This window comes from Stenotrophomonas sp. STEN033 (genome assembly GCF_056856655.1).
The window spans coordinates 36,538-58,530 of sequence record NZ_JBXFWM010000001.1 but is presented as its reverse complement, the minus strand read 5'-3'; the positions used below and the strand labels follow the sequence as shown (position 1 = coordinate 58,530).

The window sequence follows — 21,993 nt, the reverse complement described above, 5'->3', positions numbered from 1 at the left end:
CTGATCTTGCAGACCTGTACCCAACAGGCCGCCATACGCCGTAGTATTCTTGGGAGATAAGCTCAGGACCCGAGGACCACGCCCCATGCGTTTTCGCCCCCAGTACGCCCTGATGGCCGTACTCGCACTTGTACTTACCGCCTGCGGCAATGGCCCGGTGAAGCGCGTCTCTGAACCTGCCGCCAGCATCCAGCAGCTGAGCGTCGGCAATGACGGCAACTGGGAAGTGGAACTGCGCCTGCGCAACTACAGCTCCATGCCGATGCGCTTTGACAACGTGTCGCTGGCGGTGAAGGTTGGCGATGAAGCCGCCGGCACGCTCAGCGCCAGCCCGGCGCTGTCGATCGGCCCGGAATCGGCCGACGTCATCAAGGTCCACCTGCAGCCCTCGTCTTCGGCACGCATCGTCGTGGCCGATGCCCTAGCCGGTGGCCGCTCGCTGTTCTACGAACTGGAAGGCAGCGTCAGCGCCACCCCGGAAGAAAAGAAGCAACGCAGTTTCGACATCAAATCGCGCAACAGCCTCAACCAGGCCCCGGGCCTGCCCGGCGTGCTGCGCTGATCCCCCACCCGTTCCCGCATTGTTCGAGAGCCGCCTGATGAGCAACTACAAAGCCCCTGTTACCGATCTCCGTTTCGCCCTGCACGACGTCTTGAAGGCCGAGTCCCTGTTTGCATCGATGGGTTTCGAAGACGCCAGCGCCGATCTGATCGACGCGGTACTGGAAGAAGCCGGCCGTTTCAGCACCAGCGTGCTGGCCCCGCTCAATGCGATCGGCGACCAGACCGGCTGCAAGCTCGACAAGGCCACCAACGAAGTCACCACCGCACCGGGCTTCAAGGAAGCCTATGCGCAGTTCGTCGAAGGTGGCTGGACCGGCCTGACCGCATCGCCGGACTTCGGCGGCCAGGGCATGCCGGAAACCATGGGCATGGCATTGAGCGAAATGGTGTCCTCGGCCAACTTGGCCTGGAGCCTGTTCCCGATGCTGTCGCACGGTGCGGTTGAAGCGCTCAAGCACTACGGCGAAGACTGGCAGAAGGAAGCCTTCCTCAAGCCGCTGGTGGCCGGCAACTGGACCGGCACCATGTGCCTGACCGAGCCGCACGCCGGCACCGACCTGGGCCTGCTCAAGACCCGCGCCGAGCCGAACGCCGACGGCAGCTATTCGATCACCGGCACCAAGATATTCATCACCGCCGGCGAGCATGACCTCGCCGACAACATCGTGCACCTGGTGTTGGCCAAGCTGCCCGACGCACCGGCCGGCCCGAAGGGCATCTCGCTGTTCGTCACCCCGAAGTACAAGGTCGACCGCGACGGCAAGCAGGGCGAGCGCAACGAACTGCATTGCGGCGCGCTGGAGCACAAGATGGGCATCCATGGTTCGTCCACCTGCGTGATGAACTTCGACGGCGCCCAGGGCTACCTCGTCGGCCAGCCGCACAAGGGCCTGCAGGCGATGTTCGTGATGATGAACTCCGCCCGCCTTGGCGTTGGCGTGCAGGGCCTGGCGCAGTCCGAGCGTGCCTACCAGGGCGCACTGGCCTATGCCCGCGAGCGCCTGCAGTCACGCGCACCCAAGGGTGCCGTGCAGCCGGACAAGCCGGCCGATCCGATCATCGCCCAGCCCGATGTGCGCCGCATGCTGCTGACCACCAAGGCACTGACCGAAGGTGGCCGCCTGCTCGCCGCACACGCTTACACCCAGCTCGATGCCGCACACAGCAGCGCCGATGCGCAGGCACGCGCCGACGCCGACACGCTGGTCAGCTTCCTCACCCCCATCGTCAAGGCCTGCCTGACCGAGTGGAGCATCGAAGCGACCTACAACGGCCAGCAGGTGTTCGGCGGCCACGGCTACATCGCCGAGCACGGCATGGAGCAGTACGCCCGCGACGCCCGCATCACCACCTTGTACGAAGGCACCACCGGCATCCAGGCGCTGGACCTGATCGGCCGCAAGACCGCCGCCTCGCAGGGCGCCGGCCTGAAGCTGTTCCTGGCCGAGATCGAGCAGTTCATCGCCGCCAATGCCAGCAACCCAGCCGTCGCCGAGTTCCTGCCGGTGTTGGGCGGCAAGGCCAAGGAATGGGGCAAGCTGACCATTGACGTACTGCAGCGCGCCGCCGCCAACCCGGAAGAACTGGGCGCGGCCAGCTGGGATTACCTGTTCTACAGCGGCTACGTCGCCGTCGCCTACTGGTGGGCACGCTCGGTGGTCGCCGCGCAGGCTTCCAGCCACCCGGAAGCCTTCAAGCAGGCCAAGCTGGAAACCGCCCGTTTCTACTACGCCCGCATCCTGCCGCGCACCCTGAGCCACGCCGCCGGCATCGCCGCTGGTGCCGACTCGCTGATGGACATGGATTCGGTCCGCTTCGGCGACTGATCCAATAGCAAAAGCAGGGCAAAGCTCCCCTCATCCGCCCCTTCGGGGCACCTTCTCCCGCAAGCGGGAGAAGGGAGCGATCAAGCTGCCTGCGATCTGCAAGCCCTTCTCCCGCACGCGGAAGAAGGGAACCATCAGGAATGCCTGCGACCCTGAAGCCCCTCTCCCGCCCGCGGGAGAGGGGTTGGGCTGAGGGCAGCTCTTGCTTCGAGCCCCCTCCCTTGCGCCGAAGGCGGAGGGGAGGGCTGGGGAGGGGTAAGCTCTCAGGCGTCCGAGACACCCCTAGCTTCGCGGCTGACGCCGCTCCCACAAAACCGCCGGCCGCCACCCGCCTTTACACAAACTGTCACGCATCGTGTATAAGCTGTTAACCCGATGGAGACAGACACTACACCGCGTAGTCTGATCGATACCGGAGCCGGGACTTCCGCTCCGACAGACGGGTTTTCACTTCCGCCCTCCCTGCACCGCCTCGGTTCCGTGCGACTGCTGTCGCTGGATGCGCATGGCCGCGTGCTGGACTGGATCAACTGGCAGGACGCTGCCTGCCTGTATGCCCGCGGCGCCGTTGCCTGGACCATGGGTGATCCCTGCCTGCACGTACACGGCGCAATATCGCGGCTGACCGGCCTGCGCAGCGGCATGGACCTGCACCCGATCATCGCTTCGCGCGGCCACGCCCGCTCGCGCGCGATCGACCCCACGCCCAACCTCACCAATCCCGCGCTGTTCGCCCGCGATGCCCAGCTCTGCCTGTATTGCGGCCAGCACTTCAGCCGCCCGCAGCTGACCCGCGACCACGTCCTGCCGGTCTCCAAGGGCGGCAAGGACACCTGGGAGAACGTGGTCAGCGCCTGCTTCCACTGCAACTCGCGCAAGAGCAACCGCACCCCGGCGCAGGCCAACATGCCGCTGCTGGCAGTGCCGTACCGGCCCAGTTGGATCGAGCACCTGATCCTGTCCAACCGCAACATCCTCGCCGACCAGATGGCCTTCCTGAAGTCGCAGCTGCCGCGCAAAGCCCTGCAGCGCGGGCTTTGAGCTCCGCACCGCTGCCACGCGTATTCATGCGAAACTGCCATCCAGACTGAACACGGCCTTCAGCTTGGTGCCAAACCACCTCATCCGGCACTCATTGATGATGTGCTTTGCTTGCCCCACCCTCTCCGGACGGGGAAAATACCGTTTCGAGTGAAACGCGAAGACCATGATCGACTCTGCCAGCTATCCGCGCCTGTCGCGCATCAAGACTCCCGATGACCTGCGTCTGTTCGACGAGAGCGAACTGGGGGCCATCGCCGGCGAGTTGCGCGCCTACCTGATCGAATCGGTGGGCAAGAGCGGCGGTCACTTCGCAGCTGGCCTTGGTGTGATCGAGCTTACCGTCGCCCTGCACTATCTGTATGACACACCGGTCGACCAGCTGGTGTGGGACGTGGGCCACCAGACCTACCCGCACAAGATCCTCACCGGTCGTCGCGACAGCATCCACACCGTCAAGCAGAAGGACGGCGTTGCGCCGTTCCCCAAGCGCGAGGAAAGCGAGTTCGACACCTTCGGCGTCGGCCACTCCTCGACCTCGATCTCCGCCGCACTGGGCATGGCCATCGCGCGCCAGCGCCAGGGCGATGACCGCAAGGTGATCGCGGTGATCGGCGACGGCGCGATGACTGCCGGCATGGCCTTCGAAGCGCTGGCCCACGCCGGTGGCATGGACGACGAGCCGAACGTGCTGGTCATCCTCAACGACAACAACATGTCCATCTCCGAAGCCGTCGGTGGACTGACCAAGATGCTGGGCCGGGCAACCGCCAGCCGCACGCTCAACGCCCTGCGCGAGAGCGGCAAGAAGATCCTCGGCGACAAGCGCCACAGCCCGCCTGCGCGCTTCGTGAAGCGCTGGGAAGAACAGTGGAAAGGCATGTTCGTGCCCTCCACCGCCTTCGAGCAGATGGGCTTCCATTACACCGGCCCGATCGATGGCCATGACCTGCCGCTGCTGGTGTCGACCCTCAAGCACCTGAAGGATGCCAAGGGCCCGCACCTGCTGCACATCATGACCACCAAGGGCAAGGGCTACGAGCCGGCCGAGGACGACCAGATCGGCTACCACGCCGTCGGCCCGTTCGATCCCAGCAAGGGCCTGCCGGAAAAGGGCGCGCCCAAGAAGCCGACCTACACCGACATCTTCGGCAACTGGCTGTGTGATGCCGCCGCCGCCGAGCCGCAGTTGCTGGCGATCACCCCGGCCATGCGCGAAGGCTCCGGGCTGGTGCGTTTCAGCAAGGAATACCCGGAACGTTACTTCGACGTCGCCATCGCCGAACAACATGCGGTGACGCTGGCTGCCGGCATGGCCACGCAGGGCGCCAAGCCCGTGGTCGCCATCTACTCCACCTTCCTGCAGCGCGCTTATGACCAGCTGGTGCATGACGTCGCCACCCAGGATCTGGACGTGCTGTTCGCCATCGACCGTGCCGGCGTTGTCGGCCCGGACGGTGCCACCCACGCCGGCAACCTCGACCTGAGCTACCTGCGCTGTGTGCCGAACATGGTGGTGATGGCACCGGGCGATGAAGCCGAGTGCCGGCAGATGCTCAGCACCGGCCTGCAGTACAAGGGCCCGGCAGCGGTGCGCTACCCGCGCGGCACTGGCCCCGGCGCTGCCGTTGGCACCGATCTGTCCACGCTGGAAATCGGCAAGGCACAGCTGCGCTTGCAGGGCAGCCGCCTGGCCATCCTGGCCTTCGGCGCGGCCGTACCGGCGGCAGAGCAGGTTGGCCGCGAGCTGGGCCTGAGCGTGGTCAACATGCGTTTCATCAAGCCGCTGGACAAGGCGATGCTGCTGGAATTGGCACGCAGCCACGACGGCTTCGTTACCGTCGAGGACAACGTGGTTGCCGGCGGTGCCGGTTCCGGCGTGTCCGAACTGCTCAACGCCGAAGCCGTGGTGATGCCGATGCTGCACCTGGGCTTGCCGGACAGCTACCAGCACCATGCCAGCCGAGAAGACCTGCTGGCCGAAGCAGGGATTGACGCCGCCGGCATCCGCGCAGCGATCCTGAAGCGCTGGCCGAAGCTGCAGGACAGCACGGCACCGTTGAGTGCGGCTAGCTGAGCTGGATCCCAATTTGTGAGTATCCCGAAATCCGATGCCAGCCCCCTGGCATCGGATTTTTCTTTTGTGGGAGCGGCGTAAGCCGCGAAGCAAAAGCACCATCCGGCGATACGAAAACTGGCTGCTCGAACTATCCCAGCTTCGCGGCTTACGCCGCCCCCTTAAACCAGCAACATGGTAGCCCGGGTAAGCGCAGCGCACCCGGGAAAGTCATTCTCCAGCGGCCGCTTAGATCACCGCGAGCAGCCCCGGGTGCGCTCCCGCTTACCCGGGCTACTTGGTGCTCGCCGCCCTTGCATCAGCTCCGCACTGCCATTGCAGCACTGCTCCTCAGGGCGACTCAATCTCATACCCACGCGCCTGCAGTGCCGCCAGATAGCCATCCGCTTCCAGCAAGCGATCCACCGGCAGCATCGCGAACGTCTCTTCGTTGCGCTGCACGGCAGCCTCCGCAATCGACAGCCAATGCTGGCGCACTCCCGCCTTCAGATCACCGAAGCCGCGATTGCGCACGAAGCCCGACTGCGTGATCGCCTGCATGCAGGCCGCACCCGCGTCCTCATAGGGTGAGCGTCGCAACGCCTCCACATCACCCATTGCCCAGGCATTCGCACGCTCGACCAAGGTCGGCAGATCGTTCTCAACCAAGTCCACGGTCCGTTCGAGGCACACCGCATCATCCATGCCGCCCTCGCGGAACTCGCGGACCGCGGCCTTCGGGTCCTCGATCTTGATCTTCCAACTCGTTGGCGTCGGCGTGATTCCCGCCGCCTTCGCAGCAGCTTCCACCACCGGCCAGACCACAGGTTTCTGACCGAGGCCGATGGATTTCATCGCGGCCGCCTGCAGCTCAGCAGCGGCGAACATCGGCCGCTTGCGCTCGATCCCGCCGTCGCGCGGCAGGTAACGCTGCTTCATCGCATGCCAGCGCGCATACAGCGGCGGCGCCAGCACATCGACCAGCTCCGCGCCGTCTTCGTTACGCATCACCTTCCAGACCGATGGCGCCAACGCCAGCTTGCCGAAGAATCCCACGTCGGCGTCAAACACCACACCGGGTGACAGCAACACCTGCCCCGAGCGCGCAATCACCGCACGTACTTCCTCGGCGCGCCAATCAATCTGGTTGGGCAAGGGCGACACCGTGCCCAGGATCCAAAGCACATGCCCGTCCTTGCTGACCCGCCACAAGCCCGGTCCGTGCTGCACGCCATGGACGACGACCGCCTCCATATCGCGGATCGGCGCCGCTGCCGTGCCTGCTGGCGTTTCCACTTCCTGCGCCGAAACCCCTCCTGCAAGCAAGCACATCAACAGACAGCAACCACGCAAGCTGCGCACCAACGACATACCTGTCTTCCTTGGGACGATCTGGTTGGCGACATTAGCCATTTCGTTGCATCGATGCGTTAGAACATCGTTCTTCAAGTGCATTGAATTGCCAGCCAACCACGTAGTGCCGAGCCATGCTCGGCAGAGGCTTTACCGGGAACGCTCCCTGCCGAGCTTGGCTCGGCACTACCAATCCCTGGAATTCGAGTACCTCACCATCAGTTGGAACCCGCAGGCGCTCCGCCAGCCCCGCCTCCCTTGCAGCCAGCAGCAACGCCTGCCGGCTCACCGGGCAATGGCTCAGCGCCTCCAGATGGTTGGCAACAACAACGCCGTCGGCAATGCGCGCAAACGCCAACGCTTCTTCCAAGCCCATGATGATCTCGCCGCCAAGATCAAACCGCGCGCCGCCGGCGGGGATCACGCAGACATCCGGCTGCTGCGTGCGCACGAAGTCTTCGATGGCGGGTGTAAGCACGGTGTCGCCAGACAGATACAGACGAGGCTCGCCAGGCATCTCGATCAGATAACCGACGCCGTGCTCCATGAAACGTCCGATCACACCGCGACCATGCATGCAGGGCATAGTGCGAATGCTTCCACCCAGGAAAGGACTGGTGAGTTCATGCGCCTCCGGCAAGGGCTGCACGTTCAAGCCGCGCGCCGCCAGATGTACGGCATCATGCGACGTGCAGATCACCGGAATGCGCCGCTCACGTAGCCAGCGCTTGCCCGCACGGTCCAGATGATCGAAATGACCTTTCTGGCAGTGGGTGATCAGGCAATGGGTGACCGACTGCAGCGCCGGCTCGGCTTCCGCTGGCAGATCCACCAGCGGGTTGCGCCGCAGACCGGCGAGCACCCGCAGCGGCGGCAACACCGCCCTGCCCGCCAGCATCGGATCGACCAGGATCCGATGCGGACCGATTTCGACAATGATCGTGGCATTGCGGAGCTGCTGGATTTTCATGGCTTGGCCGTTGGAAGGAGGCCCCCATGGTGAGCCGACGACGCCTGATCGATAATGGCAAGAATCGCCATGTTCCACTCAATTCCGGCCATGCCAAGAACCTGCCAGATCGGCCTCCTGCTCTATCCCGGCTGCATGCCTGCCGGCCTGCTTGGCTTTGCCGATCTGCTGCACGCAGCCAATCGCCGCACAGGACAGCCACTGTTCCAAACCCGCTTCGTCGGCTTGAAAGCCGGGCCGGTCATCTGCAGCCAAGGTCTGGAAATGCAGGCCCATGGCAGCGTCGATGACCCGCTTCTCGATGCCGTGCTCGTCCCCGGGTTCTGGGCCGAATCCGCCAGCGAGGTGGAAGCCACGCTGCACAACAACGCTGCACTGATACGGGCGCTTGCGCGACTTCCCAAGCGCTCGCAGCTGTGGAGCTACTGCGTAGGCGTCAGCCTCGCTGCAGCCAGTGGGCGCCTGGACGGACAAGCCGCCACCGCCACCTGGTGGCTGCTCGACACGTTGCGCCAGCGCCATCCGAAGATACGCTGGCGGGCAGAGAGCACCTGCATCCATGCAACGCGACACGCCACCGCAAGCGGCGTCAGCGGCTACCTGCCTATTGCACAGCATCTGATCGAACAGACAGTCAGCCCCGCCATCGTGCAGGATCTGGTCAAGCTGATGGTGCTGCCAAGGCCTGCACAAACGCACGATGCATTCCAGTCGCTGAGCCTCATCCAGCAACCCAGCACCTTGCTGCGCAAACTGCATGCGTCGGTTGATGCATTGCCTGCGGACCAGTTGACCGTGGACAAGCTCGCAGACCTGCTGGACATCTCCGGCCGCACACTTGCGCGCAAGGTGAAGGACGAAACCGGCTGGGCCGCAGCAGCATATTTGCGCCGCATCAAACTGGCGCAGGTAGCCGAGCGCCTGACGCTGACCTCGGCACCGCTTTCAACAATCAGCCACGAACTTGGATTCAGCAGCGACTCGAACCTGCAGCGGATGTTCAAGGCACTGACCCAACTGACACCCCTGCAGTACCGGCAGCAGTTCTCTCGCTAGCCTTGCCTGCAGATCGGGTACGCCCCTTCCAGGCATGAGATTCACACAGCGGCTTACTGCAGGCCTAGCGCTGCGCGCTGCTGCCTATCCCTTCTGACGCCAGGCAGGCTGCCACGCGTTCACCGAGCAGTGTTACCAACACAGGATCCATGAATCGATAGTCGTCAGGAATATCCAGGCAATGCAGACGTTTATGTTCCAACAGGCGCGTGAACGTTGCGCGCATGCGGTCGCGATGCTTGGCTTCCATCACGAGAATGACATCAGCCCAGCGGATATCCGCCGGACTGATGGTTCTGCGTGCATGCGGGCTGGTGCCTGCGGAGCGCGCTTCATATCCCGCCCGCACCTTCCACACCGCTTCGGCTGTGGGACTGCGCAGCTGGTTGCGACTACAAACAAACAGCAGGCGCATCATGACTCATCCAAAAGCAGTTGCCGCCACGTCCGTACCGGATACGGAAAACCGAGCTGCTTCGCCCGCAGGCATTTCACACTGCGGATGTACATCAGCTTCCAATTCTTTTCGAACTTGAATTTTGGCGTCTGGGCGAGGCGATCGCCGCCATGATTGCGCGCCTGGAAACGCCTCCAGCCGCGTGTTCTATCAGTGTCCATCATCATCTCTCGTAAGTACCGGGTTCAGCAGCCGCGGCGGTACGAGTTGCGCGCATGATAATGAAAATTGCCGATGACAGCGATAATCCCAATAAAACATCGGACCATCGTCTGGCAGCAAGACTTGCTTCCGTACGCGGATGTCGCTGAAAAAATGATCCCGACTTGGGCTTTCTACAGGTAGCGCACCACCATCGTGCCGAACAGGCGGCACAACAGCATCGTCATGGCAAACGCAGCGGCGAAGGAAAACAGCCAGTTGGTCTCCGCCGTCAGCACAAGTTTCGCTCCAGCATCCAATAGTCCCGCATCCCGGCGCCGCATCTGTCGTGACAGCAACAGCATCGACAGCAGGCTCAACGACAGCAGCGGCAACCATGCAAACAACAACATGGACAGGCTTCCGGCCGACGCCCTGCCCGCACTGTTGCGCGCAAGAAAGCCACTGATCGCCAGCTGATTGTCGTAAGGCAGAAAGATGAACAACAGCGTTGCCATACCCGTGAGCAGGAAGCCCGCATGCCGCGCACGCAATTGCCACGGCCAGCGTATAACGGGCGGCGCATCGGTTCGCACCGCTCCGAACCTCATCATCCTGTCGTCCAAGCCAACGCCCCCATGACCGCGCCTGCGCTCGATGTGCCAGAACCAGCGATAAAGCCCGCGCTGCAGCAGCAGCAACATGACCGAAGCCATGAACACCACCAGCACGATATTGAAGGCAACGGCTCCCGCATTCCGTTCGGTCGAGCCGCGCAACAGCGCGATGCCGATCCAGCCACCAAACAGCACCGTCCAACCAACCAGGAACAAGCCAACGATCATCAGCCAACGGCGCCAGCGCGGACCACGCAACCATGCGGGCGCCTGCTGCTCGACCGCGCTGGACGAACCATTCTCTACGCTGATGGGCTGATCCGGGCGGGGTGGTAGCTTCGACATTGCCGCATCCTCGTACATGCCAGCCTGAGCTGCAAATCCAGATTGCAAGGAAGGGCAATTCTCTCGCCTGACCCGATGAGCATCGGGGTTGCGGAATGCTCTCACAGCAGCGCTAGCGGCAATCCGCCCCACGCTCGGGAACTCACGTTCGTCAGCCAGGGCGCGACCCAAGCACAAGGAAAGCACCGACGGTGGCCTGCACCTCGGGAAAGCACCGCTCCGAAAGCCCCACCAGGGTGGGGCTATCTGAAGCGGAAATCAGCCCTTGGCCGACAACGGCAATGTCGGCAGCGCAAGCGTCTGCAGAACAGGGCTCATGGCAGGCTTGGGAAGCACGGGCAAGGGCTGCATTGCCGCATTTCCCACGCACCATTGCAGGCATACGGCATAACGGACTTCACAGTCAGCGGCACCGCTTTCCACGCACCGATAGTAGCCAGGCAGGCATGTCGGGCAGTTGGGCTGCGCTTCGGCCTTCGCCGGAATCAAAGCAAGTGCCAGCATGGAAGCCGCCAGCCCGGTACCAGCCAACACAGAAGTGAACTTCATCATTCGTGTCTCCTGATCACGCTTCATCAATGAAGCCCGGCCATGGTAGGAGGGCCTCGCGACACAAAACGAGCAGTCAATGGCAGTTCCCAACGGATCACGCTTCCTCACAGCAACCCAAACCGGGGTCAGAGTGAGGTTTCCCTTGCCTCGCCTCCATCGCCACGCCGAGGCAGGCGATACGCGGCAACGCCCTGTGCATCGATCCAGTGCCGGCATTCACCCGAGTGTCGTATCGCTTCCTATACCCAACTGCCCTGCACCCGCAGCCACGCCGCGTCGTCGCTTTCTGGCGCCATCAACTCAAAGCCCGACCACACAAAGCCCGGCGCGACCATGCAACTGACCAGTGCATGCGAACCCAGCGGTCGCGCGGCCTGCCATACGCCCTTGGGTACGATCGCCAGCGACTGCCGCCCATTGCCAACAGCGCCCAGTTCGATCTGCTGCATCGGCGAGCTGCCCCCTTCCCAGAGCAACAGCTGTAGCGGCTCTCCTGCCTGCCATTGCCACACCTCCTCCGCATCGATGCGATGCCAGGCACTACCCAGCCCTGCACCGAGCAGATAGTGGATGGCCGTCAACGCCGGGCGCGCCAAACCATCAACAAGGATATGTTGCGGCGATTCATGAAAACGGCGGAAGTACCCGCCCTCCGGATGAGGCAATAGCTGCAACTGCGCCACCAATGTATCGACTTCGCTCATCACCCGCTGCCTCCTGGTCAGATGTGTTTGCGCAACACCGCAACCCCACTGCATTACCCGAACCCCAACATCATTACTTCCCCTGTGGTGGGTTGTCGCGACGAAACAGCTCCCATTCCTCGACCTGTGAGCCATCTGGCAAGTGGCACATGCCGTACTCACCACCTTCTACATTCTTTTTGATTTCAACTTTCCCGCCCTTCTTCAAACAATGCTCGGACGCCGGATTGGCCATGCCCACACGGTGCGGGGCAACCTCGTTCTTTGAGCCATCCTTCGAGGTGCAGGCAGCCAAACCTAACAAGGACACAATTGCGATGCAGCGGATCAAGGAAAAGGACATACAAGACTCCCGGGCGACTGCCCATCGTGGCGATCATCAACAGGCTAGCAAGAGGACCCGAAACCCGCGTGCATGAGCGAAACGACGCACTGACGCACTACCTATGTATGGGTTATGCAAGCCGACTTTGGCCTGTAGGCACCTGCTAGCGAGAGCGCATGGGCCAGGTTCTCCATGCGCAGTGCCACCGATTTCTTCGGGGTGCTACGATCCGCCCCATCCAATACCGATGCCATGTATGTCTGCTCTACCGCTTCTCCCAAGCCTCGCGCCTGGACGCTACCGCCATTTCAAAGGCGGCGAATACGAAGTTGTCGGCCTCGCCCGGAGCAGCGAAACATTGGAAGCAGTGGTGCTATACAAGCCCCTGTATGGCGACCAGGGCCTGTGGGTCAGGCCGTATGCCATGTTCGTTGAACAGGTCACCGTCGAAGGAGTGTCCCAGCCAAGGTTCGCTTACCAAGGCTGACGGCTCCATGCGCCACGGCGCAGGAAGCAAACCACGTGCACAACGAACAAGGGCCTGCGCAACGAAGCGCAAGCCCTTGTTCGTATTGCAGTAGTCGGCGGGACGGCCGGATTTGAACCGACGACCCTCTGCCCCCAGGCATTGGCACTGACCGAGCCAAACCTTTGGAAACACTAGCAAAATGGGGGTAGTTATCTTGCGCGAAATTGGCTAGAGCAGGCCTATGTGTATCAATGGGTTGCGCAACGATAGGGTGCAGCCTGCACAACCTCTTCAGCGTCCGATCGAGCGGCCCCGGCCTCGGACTTGGCCCTCGCCCCATCACCAAGCCGCAATGCTGGAGCGGAGCCGGGAAATGATGCTTGCGCTAAATTCAGCGAGTGCTGAAAGAAGACGTGCCTCTCCAGCACCCGCCTCACGAAAACACTTTCTCAGCGAGGCGACTAAACAGCCACCTCCGGACGCTCTTAGCACACCGTAATAGAATCTTCCGCAGGGGTCATGCCGTAAACTGGCTCATACCCGACAAGCACAGTCTGTGACGTAGATACGCCTCCTGGCATGGACACTGTCGCCGTTTTGTAAACAGGCTTATAGCCAAGCACTCCCTGCTCCAAGCCCCCTCCCATTCCCTCGCCGCACATGCCGCCACCGCCAATACCGCCGCCTACAACACTAGCCGAATGCGGCCACCTTTCGTTGGCCTCTTCTTGGAATGTCTTACCACAAGGCTTTATAAAGGGAACGCTGTACAAACCGCCAGCTAGACCAATAATCGGGAGTTTGGCCGTATATCTGACCACCCCCGAGACCTCAACATCCCTGCCATACCTACTTCCGAAATCATCTTGCAGCGCTCCACCGACATCACCTGCGACGTCCCTAATATCAATCCCCGGGTACGTTACATCGAAGTAAACCCCTTAAATTATGTTACACGCAATAGCCATTCCCGAGACCAGCCCCAGAGAAAGCAAAAGCGATTTTTTCAAGGATCTTCCAGCTCTCATCATCAACCTCCATTGTTGTTTGAAGATGCGGCTGTGGTGACGAACTTTTCGTAACCTGGGCGTACATGAGCGCTCTGAACGAGCAATTGAGTTCCGGCAAAGCTCTTCCACATTTGCTCGGCCATGAGATTTGCGACAAGCACCTGCTCGGGCTTTATCTGTTGCTGCGCGATGTAGCTCTGCACAAAACCGGCATGATCACCAGCACGAGCCTGCAACTGGTAATAGACCAGCGACATCACCGGATCACGATAATTCGGATAAGCAGAGAAAATATCGCCCCCCATCTTCAGCGAGTAGACAGACCCTGTAGCCGCACCCTGATGCAGAAGCTCTAGGATCTGCGCTCGGTTGCCTGGTTGTTTGGCCAACGTCTGAGCGTAAACACTCATGGCTGTGACATTTCCGGAATCCGCAAGTCGCCTCAGCTCCACCGGGGGAATCGAATGCAGATATTCATACACGTCAGGTCCGGGATAGCCGCGAGAATTGAACCAAGCTGCATCCTCTTCGTTCGCGGCGTCTCCGGGCCTCGCCGAATTCCATTCGTAGCCCTTTTCCAGCTTAGCTCTTACGCCGCCGGCCCCAGGAGACAAGGGGGCAGAATTTCTTCTACTAGCCGCACTCGAATCGATAGCGGCTATCTCTGCTGCTCCCGGATCTACACCTTTCCTTGCCACATCATCCTGGATTGATTCCCCTACTGACGTGCCGCCTCGATTGACGAAAAACGCTATCCCCGCGCCTACTGCGATTACCACCACAAGAAAGAACCACTTACCTACGCCACTCATTGGCCATCACCTCCCTAGAAAGTAAGTGCTGCTCCAGAATCTATATAAAACTCAACGCAAATGTCAAAACCCAAAACTCTCCCGCTTCGTAACAAATAAGTATCCATAGCATGCCGCGGTCATGTGTTCGTAGTACGGGTGCCGCTTGTCATCGACGATGGCGTACCGCGCCGGCGGGTCGCCCAGGGCCGGGTTGAGTCAAGCATGCACGTGCTAGGACTTGATGTTAATGATCGCCAAGACGCGGTCAGCAGCGGCAATCGAAGGCTGTTGGGCGTACGCGAAGGCCCAGGGCGCGGATATCTGCACGCCTAAATGGGTGCCACTCAGTTGATTCAAATCCACATCCAACAAACGCTTGCCCTCAGAAGGAGCGGACAAGGCAGAATGTGTGAAACAACTTGGAAGCGATCAATGTAACTATCGGCCCCTGCAAAGTTTGCTCAACGCCTGGCACTGTCATTGGGGGCGATCGTAACTCATACATTCCTACTGCCCGCGATGCCAGACATTACGAATGTAGCGGGATGGCAGAAATGCTGTTGGACGGCGTCAATCGGTCTTCCCGGAGAACGTTATCCGGACGTCTTCGTCGATACTGGAACGAGACGGGCCGCCCCCTTACCATTACCAAAGAGTTGATCTCCACACTGGAGAACCCAACAATGCTCAGCGTACCCGACAAGCAAAATGCACTGCTTCAGGACGTCGCTAAGAGGTCGACTTATCCTGGCGAATCTGTGGAGCTAACGGAACGTGATGGCGTAGTCTTCGATGCATCGCATCGTGACGAGCTCCGCTATCACCTAGAAACGTTGATTGAACGCGAGTTATTGAAAGCCACGCGCGGAAAGTACAATGCGTCGGCGAAAGGCTGGGACTACATGGAGCACCTAACCAATCCCACTAACGGAAATCGCTCTGACTTTTTTGTTGCCATGGCATTCAAGGACGAGCTCGCAGCCGCATGGAAGGATGGCATTCAGCCCGGTGCGATGGATGCAGGTTATGTCGCAAAGCGCGTGGACACTGACCCCCACAACGGGAGAATAGATGACCGCATCCTGGCTGGAATTCGCTCAAGCTATGGAGTGATTGCGGATGTGACAACTCAGAACGCGGGCGCTTATTTTGAAGCTGGTTTTGCCATTGGTCTCGGCCGACCAGTTGTGTGGACGGTACGCAAAGATGAGGTGACAAAACTTCACTTCGATACTAGGCAGTTCATCCATCTCGTTTGGGAAGACGAACCTGATTTACGCAACAAATTGTCGCTACATTTTCAGGCAGTCTTCGGCCGCGGCCCGGCATCGAGCACGTAACTACCCCAAACCATCGTAGCGGATCGAGCTATGCAGCGACCAGATGCTCGTCGAAGGGGTGCCTCTTGTCATCGAAGATCGCGTATAGCGCCTGCAGGTTCTCCGGGTCTGGGTTTAGCCAGGCCTCGATGTGCTCGGGCTTGATGTTGATGATCGTCCGGTCATGGCCTGCGGCAGCGACCCAGGTTCGGGCTCGCCGGTGATGGCCGCAAAGCTTAGGAGATCCGGCTCCTTCCCCTTCGGATCGGTCCAGTGCGACCACAAGCACGCCACCAGCATCAGCTCTCCGTTGCGCGGGGTGAATTGGATCACCCGGTTATGCCCGTTTTCGTTGCCGCGATAATGGACGAATAGTGGACACTTAGTGACCACAACGAAAAAGGGCTCACGACGAATGCCGTAAGCCCTTGTTCTTAAATCAGTAATTGGTCGGGACGGCCGGATTTGAACCGACGACCCTCTGCCCCCCAGGCAGATGCGCTACCAGGCTGCGCTACGCCCCGATCGTTACTGCTTTCGCCTTGCGGCGAGCCGGTGATTATACCGGTTTTCACACAAAAAAGTTCAGCGACGGAGCAGTTGCAGTACTTCTTCCAGCTCCATGCGCACCTGCTTGATGATCTGGTTGCTCAGCGCCGACTCTTCGCGGGCGCCCTCGCCTTCCAGTCGCAGGCGGGCGCCACCGATGGTGTAGCCCTGTTCGTACAGCAGGCCGCGGATCTGCCGGACCATCAGCACGTCATGGCGCTGATAGTAACGACGGTTGCCACGGCGCTTGGCCGGCTCAAGGCTGGGAAACTCGGTTTCCCAGTAGCGCAGCACGTGCGGCTTGACGTCGCACAGCTCGCTCACCTCACCAATGGTGAAGTAGCGCTTGGCCGGAATCGGCGGAAGTTCGCGGTTACTGCCCGGATCCAGCATATGCCTCCACCCGCTCCTTGAGCTTCTGGCCCGGACGGAAGGTGACTACCGTACGGGCGGAAATCGGAATTTCCTCGCCGGTCTTGGGGTTGCGACCCGGGCGCTGGTTCTTGCGCCGCAGATCGAAATTGCCGAAGCCCGACAGCTTCACCTGACGTCCCTGTTGCAATGCATCGCGCAACACATCGAAAAACGCGTCGACAAACTCCTTGGCCTCACGCTTGTTCAGACCGACTTCGTCAAACAAACGATCCGCCATCTCCGCCTTGGTCAATGCCATGCCTGCTCCCTGTATCCCGCCTCAGCCACGGATCTTTGCGCCGTGCCCGTGATCAATCGCCGCCACCACATTGGTGACTACGGCTTCCACGTCACGGTCCGTCAGGGTGCGCGACTTGTCCTGCAAAATCAAGCCCATAGCCAAACTCTTGAAGCCTGGCTCGACGCCCTGGCCGACATACCGGTCGAACAGTGCGACATCGCGCAGCAGCTCGCCGCCGGCGCCGCGGATGGTGGCGGACAGCTCGGCCCAGCTGACTGATTCAGCTACGACCACGGCCAGGTCACGGCGCACGGCCGGGAAGCGCGACAGTTCGTTGGAACGCGGCAGCGAACGCGCCGCCAGCGGTGCCAGGTCCAGCTCGAAGCCGTACACGTCCACGTCCACTTCCATGGCCTTGGTCAGGCGCGGATGCAACTGGCCGATCCAGCCGATGCACTGGCCGTCGCGCCAGATATCGGCCGAACGCGCCGGATGCGCGTAAGGACGCTGCGAGGCGCGGAACTCCAGCACCGCACCGGAGGCGGCAGCCAGCGATTCCAGGTCACCCTTGAGGTCGTGGAAATCAACCTTGCGCGCTTTTTCGCCCCACTGCAGGGTGGCGGCATCGCCACACACCGCAGCGGCAACACGCACGGTTTCCTTGGGTGCGGGCTTGCCCTCCCCGGCCTGCGCCTCGAACACGCGGCCAAGTTCGAACAGGCGCACGCGACCAGCCTGACGGGCAACGTTGCGGCCCAGCGTGGCCACCAGACCCGGCAGCAGCAACGGGCGCATCACTGCCAGCTCGGCCGACAGCGGGTTGGCCAGCGCAACCAGTCCCTCGTCCTGCTGCCACTGCTTCAACAGCTCGGCATCGACGAAGGCGAAGTTGATGGTCTCCAGCATTTCGCGGGCCACCAGCTGGCGGCGCACACTGAGGTCATCCAGACGGGTTTCGCTGGGCATGGCGATGCGTGCAGCGCCGCCCGGCAAGGTGGTCGGGATCGACTCGTAGCCATGGATACGGGCCAGTTCCTCGATCAGGTCTTCTTCGATGGCGATGTCGAAACGACGGCTCGGACCGGTAACGGTCCAGCCATCGGCAACCGCCTCGACCTGCATGCCGAGCGCGCGCAGGATGCGCTCCACTTCGGCGTCTTCAATCTGGATGCCCAGCACGCGCAGGATGCGGGCGCGGCGCAGCTGGATGTTGGCGGCGACCGGCAGGTCGGCCTCGCGCACGGCCTCGGTGACCGGCGCCGGCGTGCCGCCGGCCAGGTCCAGCACCAACTGGGTGGCGTATTCGATGGCAACGTGCGGCAGCTGCGGATCAACGCCACGCTCGAAGCGGTGGCCGGCGTCGGTGTGCAGGCCGAGCTTGCGGCCGCGGCCCATGATCGCCGCCGGGGCGAAGTGCGCGGCCTCCAGGAAGACCTTGCTGGTGGCGTCGGTAACGCGGGTATCGAAGCCGCCCATCAGGCCGGCCAGGCCGACCGGACGGTCGGCATCGGTGACCACCAGGAAGCTGTCGTCCAGCGCGGCGTCGCGGCCGTCCAGCAGCTTGAGGGCTTCACCGGCGCGCGAGCGGCGCACGGCAATCGGGCCCTTCAGCGTATCCAGGTCGTAGGCATGCATCGGCTGGCCGAGTTCCAGCATCACGTACTGGGTGATATCCACCAGCAGCGATACCGGACGCACGCCGCTGCGGCGCAGGCGCTCGGCCATCCACAGCGGCGTGGTCGCGGCGGCATTGACGCCTTCGATCACGCGGCCGAGGTAACGCGGCGCTTCGGCACCGGCGTCGAGCTGGATGGTGAGCTCGCGCGTACCCACCGCCGGCACGGCGTCGGCGGCAAACGGCTTCACTTCGCTGCGGGTAGCGGCCGCCACGTCGAAGGCGATGCCACGCACACTGAAGCAGTCGGCACGGTTCGGGGTCAGCTTGATCTCGATGCTGGCATCCGGCAGGCCGAGATACTCGACCAGGGCGGTGCCGACCGGCGCATCGTCCGGCAGTTCCAGCAGGCCCGAGGCGTCGTTGTCCAGGCCCAGTTCCTTGGCCGAGCACAGCATGCCGTTGGATTCCACGCCGCGCAGCTTGGCCGGCTTGATCTTCAGCTCGCCGATCTGCGCACCCACCATGGCCAGCGGCGCGACCAGACCCGGGCGCGCATTCGGCGCGCCGCAGACGATCTGCAGCAGTTCGGCCTGGCCGGCGTCGACCTTGCAGATCTGCAGGCGGTCGGCTTCCGGATGACGGGCAGCTTCAACGATGCGCGCCACCACCACATTGTCCAGGCCTGCGCCCAGCGCGGTGACTTCTTCGACTTCCAGGCCGATGGCGGTCAGCACGGCGCTGAGTTCGTCGCGCGAAGCAGTGGTTGGTACGTGGCTGCGCAGCCAGCTTTCAGAGAATTTCATGTGGTTACCTTGAGGGGAGGTAGGCCTCCCGTTGCGGTTTTTTGTTGATGCCCAGCGCTTTGCGCCTGGGGCGGGTCAACGTTATTGAGCGGATCAAGAGCTGCCGAGCATGGCTCGGCACTACAGCCGTTCGTTTACGCGAACTGCTTGAGGAAGCGGACGTCGTTCTCGAAGAACGCGCGCAGGTCGTTGACGCCGTAACGCAGCATCGCGAACCGCTCCACACCCAGGCCGAAGGCGAAGCCGGTGTAGCGCTCCGGGTCGATGCCGACCGACTTCAGCACGTTCGGGTGAACCATGCCGCAGCCCAGCACTTCCAGCCAGCGGGTGCTGCCATCGGGCTGCTGCCAGGCGATGTCCACTTCCGCACCCGGCTCCACGAACGGGAAGTAGCTCGGGCGGAAACGCATCTCGAAGTCGCGCTCGAAGAAGGCGCGCACGAACTCGGACAAGGTGCCCTTGAGGTCGGCGAAGGTGGAGTGCTCATCCACCAGCAGGCCTTCAACCTGATGGAACATCGGCGAGTGGGTCTGGTCGCTGTCGCTGCGGTACACCTTGCCGGCGGCGATCATGCGCAGCGGCGGCTTGTGGTCGCCCATGTAGCGCACCTGCACACCGGAGGTATGCGTGCGCAGCAGGCGGCCGTCGCCGAAGTAGAAGGTGTCGTGCATCGCGCGCGCCGGGTGGTGCGGCGGGAAGTTCAGCGCCTCGAAGTTGTGCCAGTCGTCTTCGATTTCCGGGCCTTCGGACAGCTCGTAACCCAGGCGGCCGAAGATCTCGGTGATGCGCTCCAGAGTACGCGTTACCGGGTGCAGGCCACCGCGCTCGCCATGACGGCCCGGCAGGGTGACATCGATGCTTTCAGCCGCCAGACGTGCGTCCAGCGCGGCGTTTTCCAGCAGCGCCTTGCGCTCACCCAGGGCCGAGGACACCGCGTCACGCGCGATATTGATCGCCTCACCCGCCGCCTTGCGCTCGTCGGCCGGCAAGGCGCCAAGCTGCTTGAGCTGGGCGGTGATGCTGCCGCTCTTGCCCAACAGCGAAACACGCAGGTTTTCCAGCGTTTCCGGGCTCTGCGCCGCGGCCACATCGGCCAGCGCCTGTGCGGTCAAGGATTGGATGTCACTCATGGGATCGACGAAACCTCTGGCCGGCATGCCTACGCGGTATGCGCCGGGCCGACCCCCGTCGCCACCAGTGCCTGATCGCCGCGCAAGCAAGCGCTGCGGCAACCAACACAAAAAAGAATGGGGAAGGACTTGCGCCCTTCCCCATGCATTGTCTCACCACAGCCGCTGCGCGTGAACGCCACAGCTGCTGCAGGAAGAACTTATGCCGCCAGTGCGCCCTTGGCCTTTTCTGCCAGAGCGGCAAAACCGGCTGCGTCGTGCACGGCGATATCAGCCAGAACCTTACGGTCCAGGGTGATACCAGCCTTCAGCAGGCCGTTCATGAAACGGCTGTAGCTCAGGCCGTTGATGCGGGCAGCCGCGTTGATGCGGGTGATCCACAGCGAACGGAAATTGCGCTTCTTCTGCTTACGGCCAATGTAGGCGTACTGCTGTGCCTTGATGACTGCCTGCTTGGCAACGCGGAAGACCTTGCGACGGGCGTTGTAATAGCCCTTGGCGAGATCCAATACTTTCTTGTGGCGGCGGCGCGCCTGCACACCACGCTTTACTCGTGCCATGGTTCAGTCCTCAGAGGTAGGGAAGCATACGGTCCAGACGGCCTGCGTCTTCTGCGCGGACGTGATTCGTCTGACGCAGGTTACGCTTCCGCTTGGTCGCTTTCTTCGTGAGGATGTGGCTACGGTTGGCGTGACCGCACTTGTACTTGCCGGAGGCGGTCTTGCGGAAACGCTTGGCCGCCGCCCGGTTGGTCTTGATCTTGGGCATTGCTATGTCCTTGATGGTCTCTTTACTGACTGGGCGGTGGGCTGACCCACACTTTCCATCCTTGCCCTTGTCTGTCAAAAGCCCGCGCTCCCACTGGAGGCAGGCAGGTCCTGGGGTGAAGCAAACAACAAACCCGGCGAACCGGGCCGCCCATTATGCCTTGCGCACCAGCCACTTGCAAACCGCAAGCGGGTTGGCACTCAAATTGGCTGAACAGGCATGCAAACAGGGAGGCAGCCAAAGCCCCTCCCTGTTCAGCAAAGCAGCAGACCCATGGGCCGACGGCTTACTTCTTCTTCGGCGCGATCATCATGACCATCTGCCGGCCTTCCAGGCGCGGACGGGACTCGATCACGATTTCCTCGCCCAGATCAGCCTCGATCCGGTTGGCCATCTCGCGACCCAGTTCCTGATGGCTCATTTCGCGGCCACGGAAGCGGATGTTGACCTTGATCTTGTCGCCGTCCTCGAGGAAACGACGCATGTTGCGCAGCTTGATCTGGTAGTCGCCCTCGTCCGTGACCGGACGGAACTTCACTTCCTTGATCTCGACCTGCTTGGTCTTCTTCTTGGCCTCGTTGGCCTTCTTCTGCATCTCGAACTTGAACTTGCCGAAGTCCATGATCTTGCAGACAGGCGGATCGGCCTGGGGCTGGATTTCAACCAGGTCCAGGCCTTCATCTTCGGCCATGGACAGCGCTTCGTCGCGCGACAACACGCCAATCATTTCACCGTCACTGCCGATCACGCGTACGCGCGGCACCCGGATTTCCTGATTACGGCGGTTCTGTTTGTTGTCAGGGATACTGATATTGCAATCTCCAAGTGGATTAGTACCGGCCCTGCGGAGTGTCCGCCGGGGCCGGGGCCC

23 protein-coding genes, 1 tRNA gene and 1 pseudogene are annotated in these 21,993 nt (G+C 62.0%); 7 read left to right on the top strand and 18 right to left on the bottom strand.

Going from position 1 to position 21,993, the window contains the following annotated elements:
* Positions 1-85 precede the first annotated feature (85 nt).
* The 4 genes from AC1VXC_RS00300 (at position 86) to dxs (ending at position 5,508) form a co-directional block, all read left to right on the top strand.
* Positions 86-562 (top strand): LEA/WHy family protein, encoded by a 477-nt coding sequence (locus AC1VXC_RS00300; protein ID WP_313169576.1) that lies wholly within the window; start codon positions 86-88, stop codon positions 560-562.
* A gap of 37 nt (positions 563-599) precedes the next feature.
* Entirely contained in the window at positions 600-2,390 is a 1,791-nt protein-coding gene (locus AC1VXC_RS00295) for an acyl-CoA dehydrogenase C-terminal domain-containing protein (RefSeq protein ID WP_313169574.1), read from the top strand.
* Positions 2,391-2,765: 375 nt separating this feature from the next.
* Positions 2,766-3,431 (top strand): HNH endonuclease, encoded by a 666-nt coding sequence (locus tag AC1VXC_RS00290; RefSeq protein ID WP_282266789.1) that lies wholly within the window; start codon positions 2,766-2,768, stop codon positions 3,429-3,431.
* 166 nt (positions 3,432-3,597) lie between these two features.
* Complete coding sequence (gene dxs, locus AC1VXC_RS00285) at positions 3,598-5,508, top strand: 1-deoxy-D-xylulose-5-phosphate synthase (protein WP_481538359.1); 1,911 nt, start codon at positions 3,598-3,600, stop codon at positions 5,506-5,508.
* A 330-nt stretch (positions 5,509-5,838) separates the two neighbouring features.
* On the opposite strand, the gene AC1VXC_RS00280 is transcribed toward dxs, so the two are convergent.
* Both AC1VXC_RS00280 and AC1VXC_RS00275 read right to left on the bottom strand, forming a co-directional pair.
* The gene (locus tag AC1VXC_RS00280) at positions 5,839-6,852 is read right to left on the bottom strand and encodes a TraB/GumN family protein (RefSeq protein WP_481538361.1); all 1,014 of its coding nucleotides are present in this window, start codon (positions 6,850-6,852) and stop codon (positions 5,839-5,841) included.
* A 40-nt stretch (positions 6,853-6,892) separates the two neighbouring features.
* Positions 6,893-7,888: an MBL fold metallo-hydrolase gene (locus AC1VXC_RS00275; RefSeq protein WP_482994985.1), complete on the bottom strand. Its 996-nt coding sequence runs from the start codon at positions 7,886-7,888 to the stop codon at positions 6,893-6,895.
* On the opposite strand from AC1VXC_RS00275, the gene AC1VXC_RS00270 reads away from it, so the two are divergent.
* Entirely contained in the window at positions 7,880-8,866 is a 987-nt protein-coding gene (locus AC1VXC_RS00270; protein WP_481538863.1) for a GlxA family transcriptional regulator, read from the top strand. The two genes, AC1VXC_RS00275 and AC1VXC_RS00270, sit on opposite strands and share 9 nt — an antisense overlap.
* Positions 8,867-8,930: 64 nt before the next feature.
* Here the strand turns inward: AC1VXC_RS00270 and AC1VXC_RS00265 are convergent, their stop codons facing one another.
* From AC1VXC_RS00265 to AC1VXC_RS00240, 6 genes are all read right to left on the bottom strand, one after another.
* Positions 8,931-9,284: a low molecular weight protein tyrosine phosphatase family protein gene (locus AC1VXC_RS00265; protein ID WP_313169566.1), complete on the bottom strand. Its 354-nt coding sequence runs from the start codon at positions 9,282-9,284 to the stop codon at positions 8,931-8,933.
* Complete coding sequence (locus tag AC1VXC_RS00260) at positions 9,281-9,487, bottom strand: hypothetical protein (RefSeq protein WP_481538864.1); 207 nt, start codon at positions 9,485-9,487, stop codon at positions 9,281-9,283. Before AC1VXC_RS00260 ends, AC1VXC_RS00265 begins: the two co-directional genes overlap by 4 nt.
* A gap of 171 nt (positions 9,488-9,658) precedes the next feature.
* Positions 9,659-10,444: a hypothetical protein gene (locus AC1VXC_RS00255; RefSeq protein WP_481538865.1), complete on the bottom strand. Its 786-nt coding sequence runs from the start codon at positions 10,442-10,444 to the stop codon at positions 9,659-9,661.
* Between the two features lie 240 nt (positions 10,445-10,684).
* Complete coding sequence (locus AC1VXC_RS00250; protein ID WP_313169560.1) at positions 10,685-10,978, bottom strand: hypothetical protein; 294 nt, start codon at positions 10,976-10,978, stop codon at positions 10,685-10,687.
* A gap of 239 nt (positions 10,979-11,217) precedes the next feature.
* Entirely contained in the window at positions 11,218-11,682 is a 465-nt protein-coding gene (locus AC1VXC_RS00245; protein ID WP_481538866.1) for a cupin domain-containing protein, read from the bottom strand.
* A gap of 73 nt (positions 11,683-11,755) precedes the next feature.
* Complete coding sequence (locus tag AC1VXC_RS00240) at positions 11,756-12,025, bottom strand: putative hemolysin (RefSeq protein WP_481538867.1); 270 nt, start codon at positions 12,023-12,025, stop codon at positions 11,756-11,758.
* A gap of 238 nt (positions 12,026-12,263) precedes the next feature.
* On the opposite strand from AC1VXC_RS00240, the gene AC1VXC_RS00235 reads away from it, so the two are divergent.
* On the top strand, positions 12,264-12,494 hold the full coding sequence (locus tag AC1VXC_RS00235; protein WP_481538868.1) for a DUF1653 domain-containing protein: 231 nt from the start codon (positions 12,264-12,266) through the stop codon (positions 12,492-12,494).
* A gap of 1,012 nt (positions 12,495-13,506) precedes the next feature.
* Here the strand turns inward: AC1VXC_RS00235 and AC1VXC_RS00230 are convergent.
* The gene (locus AC1VXC_RS00230; protein WP_481538869.1) at positions 13,507-14,298 is read right to left on the bottom strand and encodes a hypothetical protein; all 792 of its coding nucleotides are present in this window, start codon (positions 14,296-14,298) and stop codon (positions 13,507-13,509) included.
* A gap of 527 nt (positions 14,299-14,825) precedes the next feature.
* On the opposite strand from AC1VXC_RS00230, the gene AC1VXC_RS00225 reads away from it, so the two are divergent.
* Entirely contained in the window at positions 14,826-15,620 is a 795-nt protein-coding gene (locus AC1VXC_RS00225) for a hypothetical protein (protein ID WP_481538870.1), read from the top strand.
* Between the two features lie 28 nt (positions 15,621-15,648).
* On the opposite strand, the pseudogene AC1VXC_RS00220 reads toward AC1VXC_RS00225, so the two are convergent.
* The 9 genes and pseudogenes from AC1VXC_RS00220 to infC all read right to left on the bottom strand — a co-directional run.
* Positions 15,649-15,947, bottom strand: a pseudogene (locus tag AC1VXC_RS00220) (SOS response-associated peptidase family protein); the annotation flags it as partial.
* 99 nt (positions 15,948-16,046) lie between these two features.
* Positions 16,047-16,123: transfer RNA gene (locus tag AC1VXC_RS00215), tRNA-Pro, on the bottom strand.
* Positions 16,124-16,184: 61 nt separating this feature from the next.
* Positions 16,185-16,541, bottom strand: coding sequence for a MerR family transcriptional regulator (locus tag AC1VXC_RS00210; protein ID WP_057629341.1), 357 nt, complete (start codon positions 16,539-16,541; stop codon positions 16,185-16,187).
* Positions 16,522-16,821, bottom strand: coding sequence for an integration host factor subunit alpha (locus AC1VXC_RS00205; RefSeq protein ID WP_232147785.1), 300 nt, complete (start codon positions 16,819-16,821; stop codon positions 16,522-16,524). Before AC1VXC_RS00205 ends, AC1VXC_RS00210 begins: the two co-directional genes overlap by 20 nt.
* 21 nt (positions 16,822-16,842) lie before the next feature.
* Positions 16,843-19,224 (bottom strand): phenylalanine--tRNA ligase subunit beta, encoded by a 2,382-nt coding sequence (pheT, locus tag AC1VXC_RS00200; protein ID WP_481538871.1) that lies wholly within the window; start codon positions 19,222-19,224, stop codon positions 16,843-16,845.
* Positions 19,225-19,358: 134 nt separating this feature from the next.
* On the bottom strand, positions 19,359-20,354 hold the full coding sequence (gene pheS, locus AC1VXC_RS00195; protein ID WP_293712521.1) for a phenylalanine--tRNA ligase subunit alpha: 996 nt from the start codon (positions 20,352-20,354) through the stop codon (positions 19,359-19,361).
* 200 nt (positions 20,355-20,554) lie between these two features.
* Complete coding sequence (gene rplT / locus AC1VXC_RS00190; protein ID WP_054657697.1) at positions 20,555-20,914, bottom strand: 50S ribosomal protein L20; 360 nt, start codon at positions 20,912-20,914, stop codon at positions 20,555-20,557.
* A gap of 10 nt (positions 20,915-20,924) precedes the next feature.
* Positions 20,925-21,122: a 50S ribosomal protein L35 gene (gene rpmI / locus AC1VXC_RS00185; protein WP_002811096.1), complete on the bottom strand. Its 198-nt coding sequence runs from the start codon at positions 21,120-21,122 to the stop codon at positions 20,925-20,927.
* Positions 21,123-21,408: 286 nt separating this feature from the next.
* Positions 21,409-21,933, bottom strand: coding sequence for a translation initiation factor IF-3 (gene infC / locus AC1VXC_RS00180; RefSeq protein ID WP_282265677.1), 525 nt, complete (start codon positions 21,931-21,933; stop codon positions 21,409-21,411).
* Positions 21,934-21,993 lie beyond the last annotated feature (60 nt).